Here is an 18626-nt window from a genome sequence, read left to right on the forward strand (position 1 = left end):
AAGTAGCTTGCCATTTTATTATTAAATATTGATTATAAATTTGAATCTCCAGAACAATAAAGACATTACAGTAAAAGACTTCCTAGTTTCTGGGGAGTCTTTTACATTGAAGTACGACGCAGAAAAACAAATGTTGATTACAACACCGCAACCTTCGGCAGCATCACTTCCCTCCTATTATGAATCTGAAGATTATATTTCGCATACAGATGACGCTAATGGAGTACTTGCTTTTCTTTATCAACGAGTGAAAACATATTCGCTAAAAAGGAAAGTCAGGCTCATATCAAAATTAAATAAAGGAGAAGGATCACTATTAGATATTGGCGCGGGTACTGGAGATTTTCTGAACGTGGCAAAAGAAAATCATTGGACAGTTTCAGGAGTAGAAGTAAATGAACAAGCCAGAGTATTAGCCCAAAATAAAGGAATCAGTTTAAAAGAAGATATGGATCTTCTTGGGGATACTAAATATGATGTCATTACACTTTGGCACGTATTAGAGCATATCCCTAACATAGAGGAAACGTGCCAAAAACTAGAATTCCATTTAAAGGAAAACGGTCATCTAGTAATTGCAGTTCCTAACTACAAATCTTATGATGCACATTATTATAAAGAATTTTGGGCTGCGTATGATGTGCCAAGACATCTATGGCATTTTTCGCAGGCAAGCATGAAGAAATTGTTTTCATCTAAAATGAATCTCATTAAGACACGTCCTTTAGTTTTTGATTCTTATTACGTAAGCTTGCTTTCAGAAAAGTATAGAACCTCAAAAAAATTATCACTAAAAGCGCTTTGGGTTGGTTTTAAATCAAATCGTAAAGCGAAACAAACTTCTGAGTACTCTTCCCTCATCTATTGCTTCAAAAAAGGCTTTTAAGACCGTTTAAGGTCCTTTTAGCCTATTTTATTATGTGATTGGCGTAATGTGTGGGCCAAAAGCCCCAGCCAGTTCTGAGCTTGCCCTAGCCACTTCTTTTGAATAAGTAATATAAATAGGAATTAAAATAACAATAGAAATATCTAATACTAAGGTTTTCTATGAATCAGCCGTGTAAGTTTTATTGAAAGATCTGCAAGAATGATTTTAGCATTTCCATTTCGTTCAATATGGTAGGACGCATCTTGAAGTTGTTCGGTAATTTCAAAAATATTGTTTTGATGAACGAACGGTGCGAATTTGTTTAAATCAAATTTTGTGTCGTGAGGAGTAAAAAAGACCAAAGGGTCGGCTCCATAGTTTTTCAGCAATGCTTGCCTAAAGAATTCCATACAGTATGACAGAAACTTCTTTTGAGTTTCTCGCCCCTCTCCGGCAAGGTCTTCGCTCCATTTCAATAATGCCTGTATAGCCTTCTTATTTCCTTTGGCTAAAAAGGCATTACGCACCCAGGTTAAAAACCATTGCTCAAAAACAGTATCATCACTTCCTTCATCAAGTATCTGTAATGCTTTGTTGTAATCACCCTGAGCTAATCGGCTGGTTGTGAGCGCCTTGGATTGCTCAACACCTTGATTATCAATAAGATGTTGTGATATCTGTGTTTCAGAAAGTAAAGGGAAATCAAGTTTTTGACAGCGAGATCGTATGGTATTGATAATTTGTTCTTCCTGTTCCGTAAGTATTAGGAGCACCGTATTATTAGGAGGCTCTTCTACTAATTTAAGAATCTTATTTGCGCACGCTGTATTCATAGCGTCTGCCATCCAGACAATGATTATTTTGTAACCGCCTTCATATGCTTTGAGCGACAGTTTTTTCACCATCTCTAGCGCTTCATCCACATTGATGTTTCCTTGTTTTTTAGCAATTCCTAAAGAAGAGAGCCATTCAAACTGAGATCCGTACGGGTTTTCTGCAACAAAGGAGCGCCATTCGTCAATAAATAAATCTGAAACAGGGTGTTTTTTAATGGTATCATTTGTGTTTATTGGAAACACAAAATTTAGATCTGGGTGTGCTAGTTTTCGCACACGTTCCTTGGTGAGCAAATACTCTGGAGACCCCTCTTGGTGGGGTTTGCAAAGCAAAGCGCTGGCATACGCAATTGCCATAGGTAAAATACCCGTGCCTGCTTTACCCACAAAAAGCTGTGCGTGTGCTACTCTGCCGTTATCAACGGAAGTTTGTAAATGAGCCTTAATGTGCTCCTGCCCTATTACTTGCTTAAAATTCACTCGCAAAACTAACGAATTAAGCCCAAAAATCGCAGCTAATTTTGGTTGCAGGTTTGACGTCAAAAAATGTATCTTTAGCGATTAATTGATACTTTTATGAAAACGGTAAACGACTTTGATTTTAATGGTAAAAAAGCACTCATACGAGTAGATTTTAATGTTCCGCTTAACGACGATAAGGAGGTTACAGACGCTACACGAATTGAGGCTGCAAAGCCTACAATCCATAAGATACTAGAAGATGGTGGTAGCTGTATTTTGATGTCTCATCTCGGGCGTCCTAAGAATAAAGAAGCAGAGTTTTCATTAAAAAATGTATTAAAAAAGGCTTCGGAAGTTTTAGGAGTCAGTATAAAATTTACGGAAGAGTGCATAGGTGAAACGGCAGAAGAAGCTGCTGCTCAATTGGGAGCAGGGGAAATTCTATTACTAGAAAATTTACGATATCATCCCGAAGAAACGGAAGGAGATCGTGACTTTGCCCAAGCACTATCGAAGCTAGGAGATATTTATGTAAATGACGCCTTTGGGACAGCCCATAGAGCGCACGCGTCTACCGCTATTATTGCAGATTTTTTCCCAGAAAACAAATGTGTAGGCTTATTATTAGCTTCAGAAATAGAAAATTTAAACAAGGTACTGACCGATAATAAAAAACCTGTAACGGCTGTAATTGGTGGCGCGAAGGTTTCTTCAAAAATCACGGTGCTAGAAAATATACTGGATAAAATAGATCATTTAATCATAGGTGGTGGGATGGCCTTTACCTTTATCAAAGCACAAGGAGGTAAGATAGGAAGTTCTATGGTGGAAGACGATAAACAGGAGTTAGCCTTAGAGATTTTAGAGAAAGCAAAAGAAAAAGGTGTTGAAGTGCATTTGCCGGTTGATGCTATAATAGCTGATAGTTTTTCAGAACTAGCCACTACAGATACGGCAGATGTGAATGATATTCCAGAAGGATGGATGGGTCTCGATACTGGAGATAAAACCAACGCTATTTTTAAAGATGTCATCCTAAAGTCTCAAACCATATTATGGAACGGACCTGTTGGAGTTTTTGAGATGGAACCTTTTGCAACAGGTACAATTCACTTAGGGAATACCATCGCAGAATCCACACGAAATGGTGCTTATTCACTTGTGGGCGGAGGAGATTCTGTGGCAGCAGTGAAGAAATTTAACCTGAATAAAAAAGTAAGTTATGTCTCTACTGGAGGTGGCGCGATGCTTGAAATGCTAGAGGGTAAAACGCTTCCAGGAATCAAAGCAATGCAAAACTAATACTCTACTCATTTGAAGAATTTACTACTTTTTGGCTGTTGTTTAGCATCACTATCTAGTCTTGCTCAGAGCCCAATAATTATAGAGAGCCTTCCTGATGCTTCTAGACAACACGTAGCAGATTCATTAAAAGTTGGATCAATCATTAAGATTGAAAAAAATGTATTAGTTGATGATGACACGATTATTTCTGTAATACCAGACTCGCAGATTATTATTCCTGCTACAATAGCAATTGGCACGCCAGAATTCACACTAGCAGATATGGCTCAGGCTCGCAAAATAGATAGTCTTTGGCTGGCTGAGTTGTATAGTAGCGACCGTTTTGAAGAAATGTATGGCGCGATAGAACAGCAAACATATGTGCCGATAGCCTACGAAGAACTCCCTACCGATACACTCAAACAACGATTAAAGGAGCTAGACGCAAGAACGCCGTTTACTGTAGAATATAATCCACAGTTAGAAAGTGTCATAAAAAATTATTTAAAGAATAGAAGAACCGCGATGGGCAGATTAATAGCCTTGAGTGATTATTACTTCCCAATGTTTGAAGAAACATTGGATCGCCACAACCTTCCATTAGAGATGAAATACCTTGCCATTGTAGAGTCTGCTTTAAACCCAAGAGCACAGTCTCGTGTGGGCGCAACAGGATTATGGCAGTTTATGTTCTCGACGGGTAAAATGTTTGGTCTTGATGTTAATAGTTATGTAGACGAACGTAGTGACCCAATTCTCGCAACAGATGCCGCGAGTAAATACCTGAATAGTTTATATAAAAGTCTAGGTGATTGGGATTTAGCACTCGCTGCTTATAACTCTGGCCCTGGTAATGTTGCAAAAGCCATCCGGCGATCTGGAGGGTATAAAAATTATTGGAACATTAGACCACACCTTCCTCGTGAAACAGCAGGCTATGTTCCTGCTTTCCTTGCGACGATGTATATTTTTGAATTTGCAGATGAACACGGTTTTACAAGCAATGGCCCTAGATATCCGTTTATCACGACAGATACGATTCATATTAAAAAGCAGATCAGTTTTGACCAGATTGCCACCGTGACAAACTTACCTATCGAGGAAATTGAGTTTTTAAATCCGTCCTATAAACTGGGGGTGATTCCGTATTTGAAGGACGAGCAATACTACTTGAGGCTACCTATTGATCAGATGGGGACTTTTGTGCATAATGAAGACGCTGTTTATGCATATGCACAAGTAGAATTTGACAAAAAAGAAAAGCCATTACCAACGCTCACAGATCAAAGTACACAAGTACGTTATCGCGTGAAAAGCGGTGATTATTTGGGTAAAATTGCAGACAAGTACGGTGTTTCAATCCGAAATATTAAAAGATGGAACAATATGCGGAGCAATAACCTAAAGATAGGACAGCGACTTACGATTCACCCGCGAAAGATTCCGGCATCGGCAAAAAGCAGTTCTTCAAAACCCAAGAAAGTAATTGATAGCAATGGAAAAACCGTTTATTCGGTGGCCAACGGAGATTCTCTATGGAGTATCGCTCAAAAATTTGATGGGGCTACCGTCGAAAAAATCAAAAAGTGGAATGATATTAGTAGTAATAACTTGAAGGTTGGGATGAAGCTGATAGTTTCTGAGTAGCTCCTTCTTATTGTAAAAATCACTACCTTATGTCAGATTGAGCGAAGTCGAAAACCTATGAAGCAGAGCGGTTAAAAACGCAATAACTGTTAAATTCAAAAATTTTACTACCGTTTATTCTCAGGCTACTATAAGCTCTTCGATACGCTCAGAGTAACTGTAAATAAAATTATATTAATAATCATGTGTTATGCTGAGTCTGTCGAAGGATAACACATTACTACTATTAAAATATACCATATGAAAGCCATATACCTAGCACTTATTGCCTTAGTAGTATTCACATCTTGTGAAAACTCAGGAAAAACCACTAGAATCCTTAAAGAATCTGTGGGGAACATTAACAACCTCCAACTTGTTATTGACAACGAGCTCTGGAATGGCCCTGTAGGCGAAATCATTAGAGAACGCTTTGCTGCGCCTACAGATGGTTTGCCACAAGACGAGCCGTTATTTAGTATGCGCCAGATGGCGCCAGAGGCATTTACAGGCTTTGCACGCAGCTCAAGACTATTCTTGCACGTAAGCATCGGAGATGAAGAAAGAATAGGGCTGAACAAAGACGTCTATGCACGCCCGCAAATGGGAGCTGTGGTAGAAGCGTTTACGGAAGAGGGGCTGGTAAATTTGTTAAGTGAAAATAGCGATTCTATCATTCAGAGTTTTAAAGAAACTGAAATAAGGGAACGACAAAGACGTACAAACATACAGTTGTTGCCTATGGAGAGCTTGGTAGAAAAAATGGGCGTAACGATGAAGATGCCTTCGGCCTACCGTTTTGTGCGGGAGAATGACGACTTTTTCTGGCTTCGGAAAAACTTAAAATCCGGTAGCACTAATATAATAGTGTATGAAGTGCCCCTAAATACGATAAGAAAAGACAGCGCAGTTGCAGACATCATAAAGATGCGAGACACTACAGGAGCGAGATTGATGCCGGTGGAAGAAGGCGGTATGTACATTACAGAAGGCGCCTATGCTCCTTACTTATTTGAGCGAGAATTAGACGGCAATTTTATGTATGTCACTAAAGGAATCTGGGAAGTAAAAGACCAGTATATGGCAGGTCCCTTTGTTAATTATGCCGTGATGGATGAAGCAAACAATAGGTGGCTCATTCTTGAAGGTTTTGTGTATGCACCTTCAGAGGAGAAGAGAGATTTACAATTTGAGTTGATATCAATATTGAAGTCTGCAAAATTTAAAAATGCAGCGGTAAAATAGCAACACTTATTTTTTCTGAAATATTCAGAAATGAAACCCCACCAAAAACCCCGCTTCATCACAACGATAAGCGGGGTTTTCTGCTTTGAATTTTGTAAGGAGTTTTTTTGTGGGAGTTTTACCAGACACTTAGAAAAATAGCGCCATATAATGCGGTATTCTCAAGCTAAAGCAACATTAAGAATTGAGGTGAAAAGGCGTTCCCTGAAGTAAATAAAAGTAAAACTTTGGATTGAATTGTAACTAATTAGACGCTATGAAGTATACCCCTTGCTTTGATTATTTAGTTGTTGAAAAAACACCCTTTAGGTCTCATTTTTATCCTCACTTAACATTAAATATCATGCTTAACGAATTAAGTGTTAGCTTCGCATATTATAGTGTCCAATAAAAACGAGGAAGCACAAAGCGTATAGCGATTGTTTAATATGTAGTCCTTTCAATGTTTTAAACTATGCATAAAGCATACATTTAGAATACTTAAAAACAGCACAAAAAATTAACAGACGCCATTAAAAAATAAGATTACCTATGAAAAAAGTGTTTACATTTTTAGTAGCGGTATTAATTACTGCAAGTAGTTTTGCTCAATCTCCAGAAAAGATGAGTTATCAGGCCGTTTTAAGCGACAGCAATGATAATTTAATTAATAACCAAGCAGTAGGTATGCGATTAAGCATTTTACAAAACACAGCAACGGGTACAGCGGTGTATGTAGAAACGCAAACAGTCACGACCAATGATAATGGTTTAGTGACTTTAGCGATAGGCACAGGAAGTGTGATTAGTGGTGATTTTGCTACGATAGACTGGGGTGGAGATAGTTACTTTATACAAACAGAAATGGACCCAACTGGAGGTGATACTTACACCTTGACAGGTGCCAGCCAGTTATTAAGTGTGCCTTATGCATTGTATGCAAAAACATCAGGAAGTTCTGAAACGAATGCTACACCTACCTACACTTTAAACACCCTTTACCCAGAGTTAGGTGGTTATGTTATAGAAATAAATACAGATGGCACACACGGTTTGGTGGTAGCCATGCAAGACCAAGGGATTTCCAGCTGGTATGAGGCAAACGATTTATTAAGTGATGCGAATAATCACGATGTTAACGGCGCAAAATTTAAGGATTGGCGACTACCTACCAAAAGAGAGTTAAACCTTATGTATGGTGTTTATATTGGAGGTAATGGAGCAGTTTTAAACGGGAATTACTACTGGAGTTCTACGGAGTCCGATGACATTACGGCGTGGATTCAGGCTTTCGACGATGGTGATCAGTTCCTCACCAATAAGAGCTTCCCAGGCGTTGTGCGTGCTGTTCGGGCTTTTTAACAATTTAGTTATTTATCAATTTAGCCAAGCGGTCTCACGAACACCTTTTAAGGAAATAAGAATGGGTGAGTAATTTAAATAGTGCCGCCTTAGGCGGTCGCGTATAAAAAAGTTAACACCAGTAGTCCTTTAAAAAGTAGTATTGGTTTTTTTTGCTGTAAAAATAATGGAGACTAAAGCATACAAATCAAAATTTGGTTGTTTGGTCTTCTTATTTATGAATGCATTATTTAGTTGTTGAAAAAACACCCTTTAGGTCTCATTTTTATCCTCACTTAACATTAAATATCATGCTTAACGAATTAAGTGTTAGCTTCGCATATTATAATGTCCAATAAAAAAGAGGAAGCACAAAGCGTATAACGATTGTTTAATATGTATACCTTTTAACGTTTTAAACTATGTAAAAAGCATACGTTTTGGATACTTAAAACAGCACAAAAATTAACAGACGCCATTAAAAAATAAGATTACCTATGAAAAAAGTATTTACATTTTTAGTAGCGGTATTAATTACTGCAAGTAGTTTTGCTCAATCTCCAGAAAAGATGAGTTATCAGGCCGTTTTGAGCGACAGCAATGATAATTTAATTAATAACCAAGCAGTAGGTATGCGATTAAGCATTTTACAAAACACAGCAACGGGTACAGCGGTGTATGTAGAAACGCAAACAGTCACGACCAATGATAATGGTTTAGTGACTTTAGCGATAGGTACAGGAAGTGTGATTAGTGGTGATTTTGCTGGGATAGACTGGGGTGGAGATAGTTACTTTATACAAACAGAAATGGACCCAGAAGGAGGTGATACTTACACCTTGACAGGTGCCAGCCAGTTATTAAGTGTACCGTATGCATTGCATTCAAAAACAGCAGGGAGTGTGACAGAGACACAATCACTTGCAGATGTTGTTGCCTTATCTAATAGTGCTAATGGCCAGTTAAAAGATGTAACAGACCCAACAGAAGCGCAAGATGCGGCGACAAAAGCCTATGTCGACGCTCTTATAGCGGCCTTGGCAGAGCCAGCAACAATAGGAGAGTTAAGAGCTGGCGGTGTTGTTTTTTGGGTAGATCCACAAGATAATACTCATGGCTTGGTATGTGCTATGTCAGATTATGAAGGCGCTGTGGAATGGGGATGTAATGGTACAGATTTACCAAATGTTCCAAATGTTGCTTATAATGGAGGTAATCCTGCGGGCCCTGGTGCAGAAATAGGAAACGGTGAGAGTAATACTAACGGTATATTAAATGATTGCCCTACAGCACCTGCAGCTTTAGCGGCTCGTACATTAGGTGTTGAATGGTTTTTACCAAGTATAAATGAGTTACTAGAAATGTATTTACATAGAGCGACTTTAGAGGCAGTCTCGGGTTTTTACGACTTTTCTGATTTCTACTGGAGTTCTACGGAGTACGATTTCATTTTCGCGTGGGAACAGGATTGGGGCTCTGGTAATCAGTACGAAGACGCCCCTAAGCATTTCCCGAACAAAGTGCGTCCTGTTCGGGCTTTTTAACAATTTAGTTATTTATCAATTTAGCGAAGCGGTCTCACGAACACCTTTTAAGGAAATAAGAATGGGTGAGTAATTTAAATAGTGCCGCCTTAGGCGGTCGCGTATAAAAAAGTTAAAACCAGTTGTCCCTTAAAAAGTAGTATTGGTTTTTTTTGCTGTAAAAATAATGGGATGTTGCGTTTCTTGTTTTGATTAATTAATGTTAACAGAAGTAAATAAAAGAGAAACCCCCGCACGACTATTTACACAAGAACGCCTCCCTAGAGCGATTCTAAGCAGACAAACTTAAAACCAAAACAAAAAGACCCAATAAGCAACAATGCTTATTGGGTCTTTTAATTAAAATTTCCGAAGTAAAAATTAATTTACCTTCTTATCTTCTTCCTCCTCCTCTTTTGAGGCGTCTTTAAATTCTTTGATACCGCTACCGAGGCCGCGCATCAATTCTGGTATTTTTTTACCGCCAAACAATAATAACACTGCTAAAACGATTAAGGCTATCTGCCACGGTCCTATTGCTAGGGGAATAAATAATGCTGTCATACGAGTACAATTGTACCACAAAGGTAATAAGAAAATAGGATATACAACGTTTTAAGGAGGAGTTTAGCGACGCAGCAGATATTGCATTATATTTGTGTCTTAATGGCAGCATTGCACCATTTTTACTTATGGCAGAGAAAGAAAAAAGAGGAAGAAAGATAAAAAGGAAATTGCTCCACACCTACCGGCTTGTGGTGCTTAATGAAAACACCTTTGAAGAACGGTTTTCTTTTAAATTGAACCGCCTCAACGTTTTTGTATTTAGTATTTTATTTGCCCTGTTTTTAATTGGGATTACCACACTGCTTATTGCATTTACGCCACTGCGAGAGTATATTCCTGGCTACTCTTCTACCTCTTTAAAAAAGCAGGCCACTAGCCTACAGTTTACAGCAGACTCCCTACAACACGAGATAAAAGTAAATCAACAATATATTTCATCTATCCGGAAAGTGCTGTCTGGAGATGTAAAAACAGTAATGTTTAATAAAGATAGTATTGTAGAGGCGGCAAAACTAGAGGCTGAGGACGTAGACCTAAATGCGTCACAGCGAGATCTTGCATTAAGAGACCGCGTAGATCAAGAAGACAGGTACAACCCATTGACTGCTGTTTTGGAGGCAAACTTTGCGTTTTCAACTCCGGTAAAAGGTACTATTTCTGAGGGCTTTAAACCAGAAGAAAAACACTATGCTGTAGATGTCGTGACGATCAAAAACGCCCCAATTAAGGCCGCGGCAGATGGCACCGTAATTTTTGCGGAATGGACCTCAGATACGGGCTATATCATACTGCTCAAACACCCAAACAATTTTATAAGTGTCTATAAACACAACGCTTCTTTGTTAAAAACACAAGGAGATGTAGTCAAAGCCGGAGAGGTGATTGCCATTGCAGGAAACACAGGTGAATTAACAACAGGCCCCCACTTGCATTTTGAGCTGTGGATGGACGGTGTTCCTATGGATCCTACTAATTTTATTGATTTTGAGTGACTGGGTTATTTCAAATTTACCTAGGGCAGCACATCCCTTTGAATCTCCCTACAAAGGAAAGGCTGGGATCTTTTGTCTGTGATACAAATAAATTAACAACGTTTCGAATGATACTAAACAAAATTAAATGTCCTTAAAATCTTTTGGTGCTAAAATATTTGCTGGTGTGGTTGTCCGTAAAATGAAAAAATGGATGGACAATCCTATGGAGACCCAACAGAAAGTGTTCTTATCATTACTGAAATCTGCAGGAGCCACGCAATTTGGGCAAGATCATCACTTTTCAGAAATCAAAACACATGCAGAGTTTGTAGCGCGAGTTCCTATTCGTGATTATGAGCAATTGCGTTTTTATGTAGACCAGATGGTTGCAGGAAAGGAAGACGTCTTATGGCCAGGAAAACCGCTCTACTTTGCCAAAACAAGCGGAACGACAAGCGGAGCGAAGTATATCCCTTTGACCAAGGAGTCGATGCCTACGCATATTAAAGCAGCAAGAAATGCCATTCTTTGTTATATCCATGAAACGGGGAAAGCAGATTTTGTGGACGGAAAAATGATTTTTTTACAAGGGAGCCCAGAGATGACGGAGAAAAACGGAATTGGGTTAGGACGACTTTCAGGAATCGTAGCGCATTATGTGCCTGGATATCTTCAGAAAAACAGGATGCCGAGTATGGAGACTAATTGTATTGAAGACTGGGAAACCAAAGTAGATGCCATTGTTGAAGAAACAAAAGGAGAAGATATGACCGTAATAAGCGGGATTCCTTCTTGGGTGCAGATGTACTTTGAGCGATTACAAACAGCTACAGACAAAAAGGTAGGGGACCTTTTTAAGAACTTTAACCTGTTTATCTATGGCGGAGTCAACTACGAGCCGTACCGCGCAAAATTTGAAGCGCTCATAGGCCGCAAAGTAGATAGCATCGAGTTGTTCCCGGCAAGTGAAGGCTTCTTTGCCTTTCAAGATTCGCAGCAGGAGAAAGGATTATTATTACAGCTAGATAGCGGGATGTTTTATGAGTTTGTAAAAACAGAGGATTTCTTTTCTGAAACGCCACAAAGATTGACCATTGGCGAAGTTGAAATTGGGGTTAATTATGTGTTGTTAATTTCGACTAATGCTGGGTTATGGTGTTATAACATAGGTGATACGGTTATGTTTACCTCCGTAAAACCCTATCGATTGGTCGTTTCTGGAAGAATAAAGCATTTTATTTCGGCATTTGGAGAGCACGTGATTGGTAAAGAAGTAGAGCAGGCGATGAAAGAAGCCATGGATGCTTTTAGTTTTAGTATTTCAGAATTTACAGTGGCGCCACAAGTAGCCGTTAACGATGAACTCCCCTATCACGAATGGCTCATTGAGTTTGAAGAGGCTCCAAAAGATATGCAGGCCGTGACAGATTTTATAGATCAGTCTATGCAAACACAGAATAGCTATTACTTTGACCTAATAAAAGGGAAGGTGCTTCAACCATTAAAAATAGCGAGTTTGGAACGAGGCGCGTTTCAGAAATACATGAAATCACAAGGAAAACTGGGTGGGCAGAATAAAGTGCCAAGGTTGTCTAATGACCGTAAGATTGCGGATCAAATGGTTTAAAGGGAGAAAATAAGTCTTAGTTCATCTCACTTAATGTATTGGGGTAATCAACAACGAAATCGATTAATCGTATCTTTGCTGCATATGACAGAGGGTAAATCACACAATAGAACAAGAGCTCAAGAGAGCAGTGGCGCCATAGAGCGCCTTTATATTACCATGCGACACCTTTTTAATAGAGGTTTTTATAAGCCAATGGGCGTTAGTGGAGAATCATTGAGAGAGGCTTTATTAGCGCTCAGGCCTGAGATATATGGCTCAATTGCAGAAGAGAAAATCGAGTTACAAGGTTTATTGTACGTTATTGAACGTTTGCCTTACGGTATTGAAGAGTGTCGTTTTATTAACCTCACGAGCGATGAAGGCTATGGAAAAAGCCACTTCACTCCTATTGTTCCGCCAAAAAGACGCCGCAACTGCTATCGCATAGATGAAGAGCAAATGAATATTGAGATCACTAGAGGACGTTCTGAAATCTATGATATTCTCACACACCTTACTTTTTTATATATAGAATCACACAAGATTATGAAGCGTGTGGTGGTGAATGAAAAGGGAAAATTGATTCGCGATTGGCAAAAATTAGAGCAGGCTGCGCTTAAAAAAGAAGATCTTACACAAGAAGAACGCGAAGTGGCATTGACGCATACGGCTAACTTCTTAGGAAGAACTTTTGAAGAAGTATCTGCTGTATATGAAAGCTTTGCTCTGCCCAATGATACAAATCGGTTTTTAAATATTATCTACTATTTAGGGAAACTAGCGATAGAAGAAGTGCTGAACGACGAAAAACGCGTGATTACATTTAGCCCCGTTTTACGAGAGCGTTTAGGACATCACATCCACGGAGAACGCTGGGCAATTAGAATTAAAGAGACGCTTAAAAAGCAGGGACTTCTGGAGCGACCCTTACATATTATTAGCGCGAACATGCACAGTGTAATGAACACTTTATTCGCACCCGTAGCTTTAAGTAATGAGCTAAAGAAAAAAAGCGCGATGGAAGTCTATGAGGCCTTAAGCAATAACGCAAACGGACCCTTACGACAGAAGGTCATGAAAGCCGCTCTAGCAAACGGAATGACTTATATTGCAGATGAAAGCGGGACGAACATCCACGTGCAGATATTTGATACGGCATTGTTACCAAAAGAAAGCTATGTTTCTGTTGCTGAAATAGCACAGGATAAAAAACCGGTGATTGTGGTGATGGACTATGCCTTTGGAGAACAAGCTTATGAAACAATGGACGAGCTTCTAAAGCCATTAATGGAAGATAGAAAAGACTATTATATGAACGTGGACTCTGTTTGTATTATGGGGAAAGCAGGAATCCTTGAGGGTGGGAAAGGAGATATTATGATCCCAAACGCACATATCTTTGAAGGTACCGCAGACAATTACCCTTTTAAAAACACCTTGAAGAAAGAGATGTTTGCAGAAGACGATGTAAAAGTATGCACAGGGGCTATGATTACCGTAATGGGAACCTCTTTACAGAACAGAGATATTCTGAAGTTTTTTAACACCTCCACATGGGATGTAATTGGTCTTGAAATGGAAGGCGCACATTATCAAAAAGCCATCCAAGCGGCATCAAAAATAAGAAACAGTATTAAGCGAAATGTAAAAGTTTTATACGCGTATTATGCAAGTGATAATCCTTTAAAAACTGGAAGCACATTGGCTTCTGGTGGACTAGGAACCACGGGTGTAAAACCCACCTATTTAATCACTGAAAAAATGTTAAAAACCATATTAGACTAATCTAAATATATATTTTGAGCAGCAATAAAGTATTAATAACAGGAGGTGCTGGATTTATTGGATCTAATTATGCAATAATGGCAGCTTCAAATTCTTTAGACGAAATTTTTGTCTTAGATAGCCTTACGTATGCTGCAAACCTTCAAAATCTAGAAGCGATTTCTGAGGCAAAAAACTATCACTTTATTAAGGGTGACATTTGCGATAAGGTACTGGTAAATTCTCTTTTTGAGGAGCATAAATTTGATCGTGTAATTCACTTTGCTGCCGAATCTCATGTGGATAATTCTATTACAAACCCTGGGGCTTTCATTGCCACAAATATTGTAGGGACTTTTAACCTATTGCATGCTGCTTACTCCACATGGATGGATGGTCCTAATCAACTAAAAGAGGCTTTTAAAAGCGCACGTTTTCTGCATGTTTCCACAGATGAGGTCTATGGAACACTAGGAAAAACAGGTTTATTTACAGAAGAAACACCCTATGCGCCTAATAGTCCATACAGTGCAAGTAAGGCATCTAGTGATTTTTTAGTGAGGAGCTATTTTCACACTTATCAAATGCCAGTGGTCACGACTAATTGTTCTAACAATTATGGACCACACCAGCATAAAGAAAAATTGATTCCTACTATTGTTAGAAAGGCAATCTCTGGAGCGGCTATTCCAATTTATGGTGATGGAAAGAATGTACGCGACTGGCTATATGTAGAAGACCACTGTATAGGCATTCAACTAGCGGTAGAAAATGGAGTTCTTGGAGAAACCTATAATATAGGCGGCGGCAACGAGCGTGAAAATATTTATATTGCATATGCCATTTGTGATATACTGGATGCGATAAAGCCAAAAGATAATTCCTATCGAGATCAAATAGCGTATGTAACAGATAGACCTGGTCACGATTTTAGATATGCTATTGATGCTACTAAAATAGAACATGATTTAGGTTGGAAGTCAAAAGAGAATTTTGAGAGTGGGATAAAGAAAACAGTGCAGTGGTGCTTGGATCACAAGGATAGGTTGAAATAGTTGTCAATAGCAAGTTATTAAATAATAGCCTGCGCCAGTTTTATTTAAAAATACACAGTAGCCTTTGAAGCTCAAGGTAGGTTTAGGGTAAGAAAAGAGTAGGTTTGTATATATATTGCAAAACAATAATAAATGAAAGGTATCATTTTAGCAGGAGGATCGGGAACACGCTTACATCCATTAACACTGGCGGTGAGTAAGCAATTGATGCCTATTTATGACAAACCGATGATCTATTATCCATTATCTACATTAATATCTGCGGGAATACGTGAGATATTAATTATTTCTACACCACAAGACCTGCCATTATTCGAAAAATTATTAGGAGACGGCGCTAGTTTAGGCTGTATTTTTAATTACGCAGTGCAAGAACATCCTAATGGGCTCGCAGAGGCTTTTATTATTGGAAAAGATTTTATAGGAAACGATAAAGTGGCGTTGATTTTAGGGGATAATATATTTTATGGGTCTGGCCTCAAAGAATTAATGCAAGCTAATAATAATCCAGACGGAGGGATTATTTATGCGTATCATGTGCACGATCCAGAACGTTACGGCGTGGTAGAATTTGATAGTGACGGTAAGGCACTATCAATTGAAGAAAAACCAGAGAACCCTAAATCTAATTTTGTCGTTCCGGGAATTTATTTCTACGATAATAGCGTTGTAGAAATAGCGATGAATATAAAACCCAGTCTCCGAGGCGAACTTGAGATTACAGATGTGAATAATGTATATCTTAAACAAGGAAAGCTAAGCGTAAGTATTCTTGATAAAGGAACAGCCTGGTTAGATACAGGAACATTTTCGTCATTAATGCAAGCGTCTCAGTTTGTAGAAGTCATTGAAGAACGACAGGGTCTTAAAATAGGCGCCATAGAAGAGGCTGCCTATGAACAAGGATTTATTACAAAAGAACAATTACAAGTACTAGCAAAACCGCTGTTAAAAAGCGGCTATGGTAAACATTTAATGCAATTGGAATAAGACAAAACAGTCATCCAATGCTTGTCGAAGGGAGATGTTCAAATTATTTTAAACAGATTCAATTGTTTTGCTATGCGTATCTCAGCAAGACAAATTATAAAATTTACAAAGTTGAAAATAACCCAAACCCCCTTAAAAGACTGTTTTATCCTTGAGCCTTCGGTATTTGAAGATGAGCGTGGGATCTTTATAGAAACCTTTAATGAGCAAACGTTTAATAAGATAACCGGCATGTCGCTTGCCTTTGTGCAGGACAACCAGTCCATAAGCACAAAGGGCGTTTTAAGAGGGCTACACTATCAGAAAGGTGCGTTTGCACAGGCAAAGTTAGTTCGCGCGGCTAGGGGCCGTGTGTTGGACATAGTTGTGGATATTAGAAAAGATTCACCCACTTTTGGGCAGCAATTTTCTATCATCCTTGATGACGTAGCTCATAAGCAGCTTTTTGTGCCACGAGGGTTTGCACATGGCTTTATCACTTTATCAGAAACTTCGATATTTGCTTACAAATGTGATAATTTATATAATAAAGAAGCAGAGGGTGGCATTGTCTTCAACGACGCAACCTTGCAGCTAGATTGGCATCTTCCTCACGAACAATTAATAGTATCTGCAAAAGACCAAGAACTTCCTAGTTTTGAGAAAGCAACGCGAGATTAGTATGAAGAGGATTTTAGTAACAGGAGCAAACGGACAATTGGGGAGATGCATCAAAGATGCCGCGCCTTATGGTGACGGCGTTGAGATCTTTTACCTTACCAAAGCAGATCTTGACATAGCAGACGCTGGAGCGGTTTCAGCACATTTCAGCAAAAACACGTATGATTATTGTGTGAATACGGCGGCCTATACTAATGTTGAGCAAGCGGAGCGTGAGCGTGAGCAGGCCTTTTCGATAAATGCAGGAGGAGTAAAGAACTTAGCCGAAGCTTGCGAGAAACAAGGAACAGTTTTTATCCAGATATCTACAGATTATGTATTTGATGGATGTAAAAAAACACCCTATGTTGAGACGGATAGCACCAACCCTATAAACGTCTATGGTGCGTCAAAACTGAAAGGAGAGGAGCTGCTTGCCGAGACTATGGAGCGGTTTTTTATTTTAAGAACCTCTTGGTTGTACTCGCAGTACGGACATAATTTTTTAAATACGATTTTAAAACATTCCGCTGCAGGGAAAGACCTATCTATTACGACAGAACAGCTGGGAACACCAACAAATGCTAAAGATCTAGCCACAAATATTTGGGCACTTATCATTTCAGAAACAAAAGAATATGGCATATATCACTACAGCAATCGAGGGGAAGGAACGTGGTTTGATTTTGCTTCAGAAATTTTAAAGGCTTCACCTCTTTTAAGCAGCACAAAACTTGCTAAAACCGAGCATTATCCTACTTTTGCCAAACGACCTAAATATAGCGTGTTGAATACCGGTAAAGTGGAGAAACTTTTAAAACGCACCCCTTTAGATTGGCGGGATTCATTACATACACTAATAGATACATTAATAACTACTCACAGATAATGGAAAAAAGACTAGACAACGACGAAGCAGATCTAAATATGCTTTTTAACAGCATTCGAAAAGGAAGGGATAATTTTTCTGCATTTTTATATGATTTATTTTTAATTATAAAAAAACGATGGGTAGTATTATCACTTTTAATCATAGCTGGAATTGCTTGTGGTTTTTATATGGAGCATTATGGTAATAAACAATATACCACGTCACTTGTTATCCAAACCAATCAAAAAAGCACTGAAATAATATATGACTATATAGAGAATATAAACTCTTATAGTCTTGAGAGTAAGGGTTTTGCTCCTAATGAGATTTTAGACCTAGAGATTGTTGCTGTTCCTAATTTTAAAGACCTTCTTGATAGCTACGAGAGTCAAAACATTAATTTAATTGAATTTTTATTAGAAAACGCAAGTGCCGACGATGTTTTAAGGGCAGAGTTTTTTAGAGATAGCTACCGTTTTCATAAAATAGAAGTAGAACTAGGGAATACCTCTGGCGAGGAGAGTATTGATAAGTTTATTGCACTATTAAACGACGTTGACAATTATAAAGAAATCAATGCCTTTTACGGAGAGTTCAATACTCGTAAGGTTGTTGAGTTTGAAAAAATGTTGACTCAAATAGATGAGACCATTGAGCAATATAACTCTAAATCTCCTGGAGATGATACAAACCTTGCCGTGACTGGAGTCAATTATCGTGAGAATAACTTTGTAACTAGTCTTGTAGAGTATAAAACGTATGTTATGCGTTTTTTAGAAAATGCTAAATATGACGCAGTTACTGCAGAAAACAATGTTTATTTAGTGAATGAACCTATAATTAAACATAAAAAACCATTCCTGCCTTTGATGATTGCTTATCCTTTAGCGGTGTTTATTTTCTTCTTTCTAGGCGTGTATTTTCTTCGTTTTTTACATAAGGGAAAGGAAGTATATGAAAGTAAACAAGCCTAATTTAAAGTCGTGTTTTCTT

General features: G+C 38.5%; 16 protein-coding genes. 14 read left to right on the top strand and 2 right to left on the bottom strand.

Annotation, left to right across the window (positions count from 1 at the left end):
- Positions 1 to 40 precede the first annotated feature (40 nt).
- Positions 41 to 886 carry a class I SAM-dependent methyltransferase gene (locus tag ABXT71_RS04170; protein ID WP_415372592.1) on the top strand — a complete coding sequence of 282 codons (846 nt, stop codon included), beginning with the start codon at positions 41 to 43 and terminating at the stop codon, positions 884 to 886.
- A gap of 149 nt (positions 887 to 1035) precedes the next feature.
- Here ABXT71_RS04170 and ABXT71_RS04175 read toward each other — a convergent pair whose 3' ends face one another.
- On the bottom strand, positions 1036 to 2247 hold the full coding sequence (locus ABXT71_RS04175) for an ATP-binding protein (protein WP_415372593.1): 1212 nt from the start codon (positions 2245 to 2247) through the stop codon (positions 1036 to 1038).
- A gap of 33 nt (positions 2248 to 2280) precedes the next feature.
- Here ABXT71_RS04175 and ABXT71_RS04180 point away from each other — a divergent pair, with 33 nt between their 5' ends.
- The 5 genes from ABXT71_RS04180 to ABXT71_RS04200 all read left to right on the top strand — a co-directional run bounded on the left by ABXT71_RS04180 (position 2281) and on the right by ABXT71_RS04200 (position 9185).
- Entirely contained in the window at positions 2281 to 3468 is a 1188-nt protein-coding gene (locus ABXT71_RS04180; protein ID WP_415372594.1) for a phosphoglycerate kinase, read from the top strand.
- Positions 3469 to 3480: 12 nt separating this feature from the next.
- On the top strand, positions 3481 to 5097 hold the full coding sequence (locus ABXT71_RS04185) for a LysM peptidoglycan-binding domain-containing protein (protein WP_415372595.1): 1617 nt from the start codon (positions 3481 to 3483) through the stop codon (positions 5095 to 5097).
- 240 nt (positions 5098 to 5337) lie between these two features.
- On the top strand, positions 5338 to 6321 hold the full coding sequence (locus ABXT71_RS04190) for a DUF4837 family protein (RefSeq protein WP_415372596.1): 984 nt from the start codon (positions 5338 to 5340) through the stop codon (positions 6319 to 6321).
- A gap of 531 nt (positions 6322 to 6852) precedes the next feature.
- Entirely contained in the window at positions 6853 to 7662 is an 810-nt protein-coding gene (locus ABXT71_RS04195) for a DUF1566 domain-containing protein (RefSeq protein WP_415372597.1), read from the top strand.
- Between the two features lie 476 nt (positions 7663 to 8138).
- The gene (locus ABXT71_RS04200; RefSeq protein ID WP_415372598.1) at positions 8139 to 9185 is read left to right on the top strand and encodes a hypothetical protein; all 1047 of its coding nucleotides are present in this window, start codon (positions 8139 to 8141) and stop codon (positions 9183 to 9185) included.
- 360 nt (positions 9186 to 9545) lie between these two features.
- Here ABXT71_RS04200 and tatA read toward each other — a convergent pair whose 3' ends face one another.
- Positions 9546 to 9728, bottom strand: coding sequence for a twin-arginine translocase TatA/TatE family subunit (gene tatA / locus ABXT71_RS04205; RefSeq protein WP_415372599.1), 183 nt, complete (start codon positions 9726 to 9728; stop codon positions 9546 to 9548).
- A 128-nt stretch (positions 9729 to 9856) separates the two neighbouring features.
- Here tatA and ABXT71_RS04210 point away from each other — a divergent pair, with 128 nt between their 5' ends.
- The 8 genes from ABXT71_RS04210 (at position 9857) to ABXT71_RS04245 (ending at position 18607) form a co-directional block, all read left to right on the top strand.
- On the top strand, positions 9857 to 10723 hold the full coding sequence (locus ABXT71_RS04210) for a M23 family metallopeptidase (RefSeq protein WP_415372600.1): 867 nt from the start codon (positions 9857 to 9859) through the stop codon (positions 10721 to 10723).
- A gap of 127 nt (positions 10724 to 10850) precedes the next feature.
- A complete protein-coding gene (locus tag ABXT71_RS04215) occupies positions 10851 to 12332 on the top strand; it encodes a GH3 auxin-responsive promoter family protein (protein ID WP_415372601.1) in 1482 nt (493 codons plus the stop codon).
- 84 nt (positions 12333 to 12416) lie between these two features.
- The gene (locus ABXT71_RS04220) at positions 12417 to 14099 is read left to right on the top strand and encodes a DUF6909 family protein (protein ID WP_415372602.1); all 1683 of its coding nucleotides are present in this window, start codon (positions 12417 to 12419) and stop codon (positions 14097 to 14099) included.
- Between the two features lie 14 nt (positions 14100 to 14113).
- Positions 14114 to 15133, top strand: coding sequence for a dTDP-glucose 4,6-dehydratase (gene rfbB / locus ABXT71_RS04225; RefSeq protein WP_415372603.1), 1020 nt, complete (start codon positions 14114 to 14116; stop codon positions 15131 to 15133).
- Between the two features lie 132 nt (positions 15134 to 15265).
- Positions 15266 to 16123: a glucose-1-phosphate thymidylyltransferase RfbA gene (gene rfbA, locus ABXT71_RS04230; protein WP_415372604.1), complete on the top strand. Its 858-nt coding sequence runs from the start codon at positions 15266 to 15268 to the stop codon at positions 16121 to 16123.
- Positions 16124 to 16234: 111 nt separating this feature from the next.
- Positions 16235 to 16783, top strand: coding sequence for a dTDP-4-dehydrorhamnose 3,5-epimerase (gene rfbC, locus ABXT71_RS04235; protein ID WP_415372605.1), 549 nt, complete (start codon positions 16235 to 16237; stop codon positions 16781 to 16783).
- Between the two features lies 1 nt (position 16784).
- Positions 16785 to 17651: a dTDP-4-dehydrorhamnose reductase gene (gene rfbD / locus ABXT71_RS04240; RefSeq protein ID WP_415372606.1), complete on the top strand. Its 867-nt coding sequence runs from the start codon at positions 16785 to 16787 to the stop codon at positions 17649 to 17651.
- Entirely contained in the window at positions 17651 to 18607 is a 957-nt protein-coding gene (locus ABXT71_RS04245) for a hypothetical protein (RefSeq protein ID WP_415372607.1), read from the top strand. The genes rfbD and ABXT71_RS04245 overlap by 1 nt, the downstream gene beginning before the upstream one ends.
- Positions 18608 to 18626 lie beyond the last annotated feature (19 nt).

Source organism: Patiriisocius sp. Uisw_047, assembly GCF_047730165.1.
GTDB lineage: Bacteria > Bacteroidota > Bacteroidia > Flavobacteriales > Flavobacteriaceae > Patiriisocius.

Bases quoted from the DNA above. Each gene is read 5' to 3' on its own strand.
- rfbA (WP_415372604.1), top strand. From the start codon at position 15,266: ATGAAAGGTATCATTTTAGCAGGAGGATCGGGAACACGCTTACATCCA.
- ABXT71_RS04200 (WP_415372598.1), top strand. From the start codon at position 8,139: ATGAAAAAAGTATTTACATTTTTAGTAGCGGTATTAATTACTGCAAGT.
- tatA (WP_415372599.1), bottom strand. From the start codon at position 9,728: ATGACAGCATTATTTATTCCCCTAGCAATAGGACCGTGGCAGATAGCC.
- ABXT71_RS04180 (WP_415372594.1), top strand. From the start codon at position 2,281: ATGAAAACGGTAAACGACTTTGATTTTAATGGTAAAAAAGCACTCATA.
- ABXT71_RS04190 (WP_415372596.1), top strand. From the start codon at position 5,338: ATGAAAGCCATATACCTAGCACTTATTGCCTTAGTAGTATTCACATCT.
- ABXT71_RS04220 (WP_415372602.1), top strand. From the start codon at position 12,417: ATGACAGAGGGTAAATCACACAATAGAACAAGAGCTCAAGAGAGCAGT.
- ABXT71_RS04245 (WP_415372607.1), top strand. From the start codon at position 17,651: ATGGAAAAAAGACTAGACAACGACGAAGCAGATCTAAATATGCTTTTT.
- ABXT71_RS04215 (WP_415372601.1), top strand. From the start codon at position 10,851: ATGTCCTTAAAATCTTTTGGTGCTAAAATATTTGCTGGTGTGGTTGTC.
- rfbD (WP_415372606.1), top strand. From the start codon at position 16,785: ATGAAGAGGATTTTAGTAACAGGAGCAAACGGACAATTGGGGAGATGC.
- ABXT71_RS04210 (WP_415372600.1), top strand. From the start codon at position 9,857: ATGGCAGAGAAAGAAAAAAGAGGAAGAAAGATAAAAAGGAAATTGCTC.
- ABXT71_RS04195 (WP_415372597.1), top strand. From the start codon at position 6,853: ATGAAAAAAGTGTTTACATTTTTAGTAGCGGTATTAATTACTGCAAGT.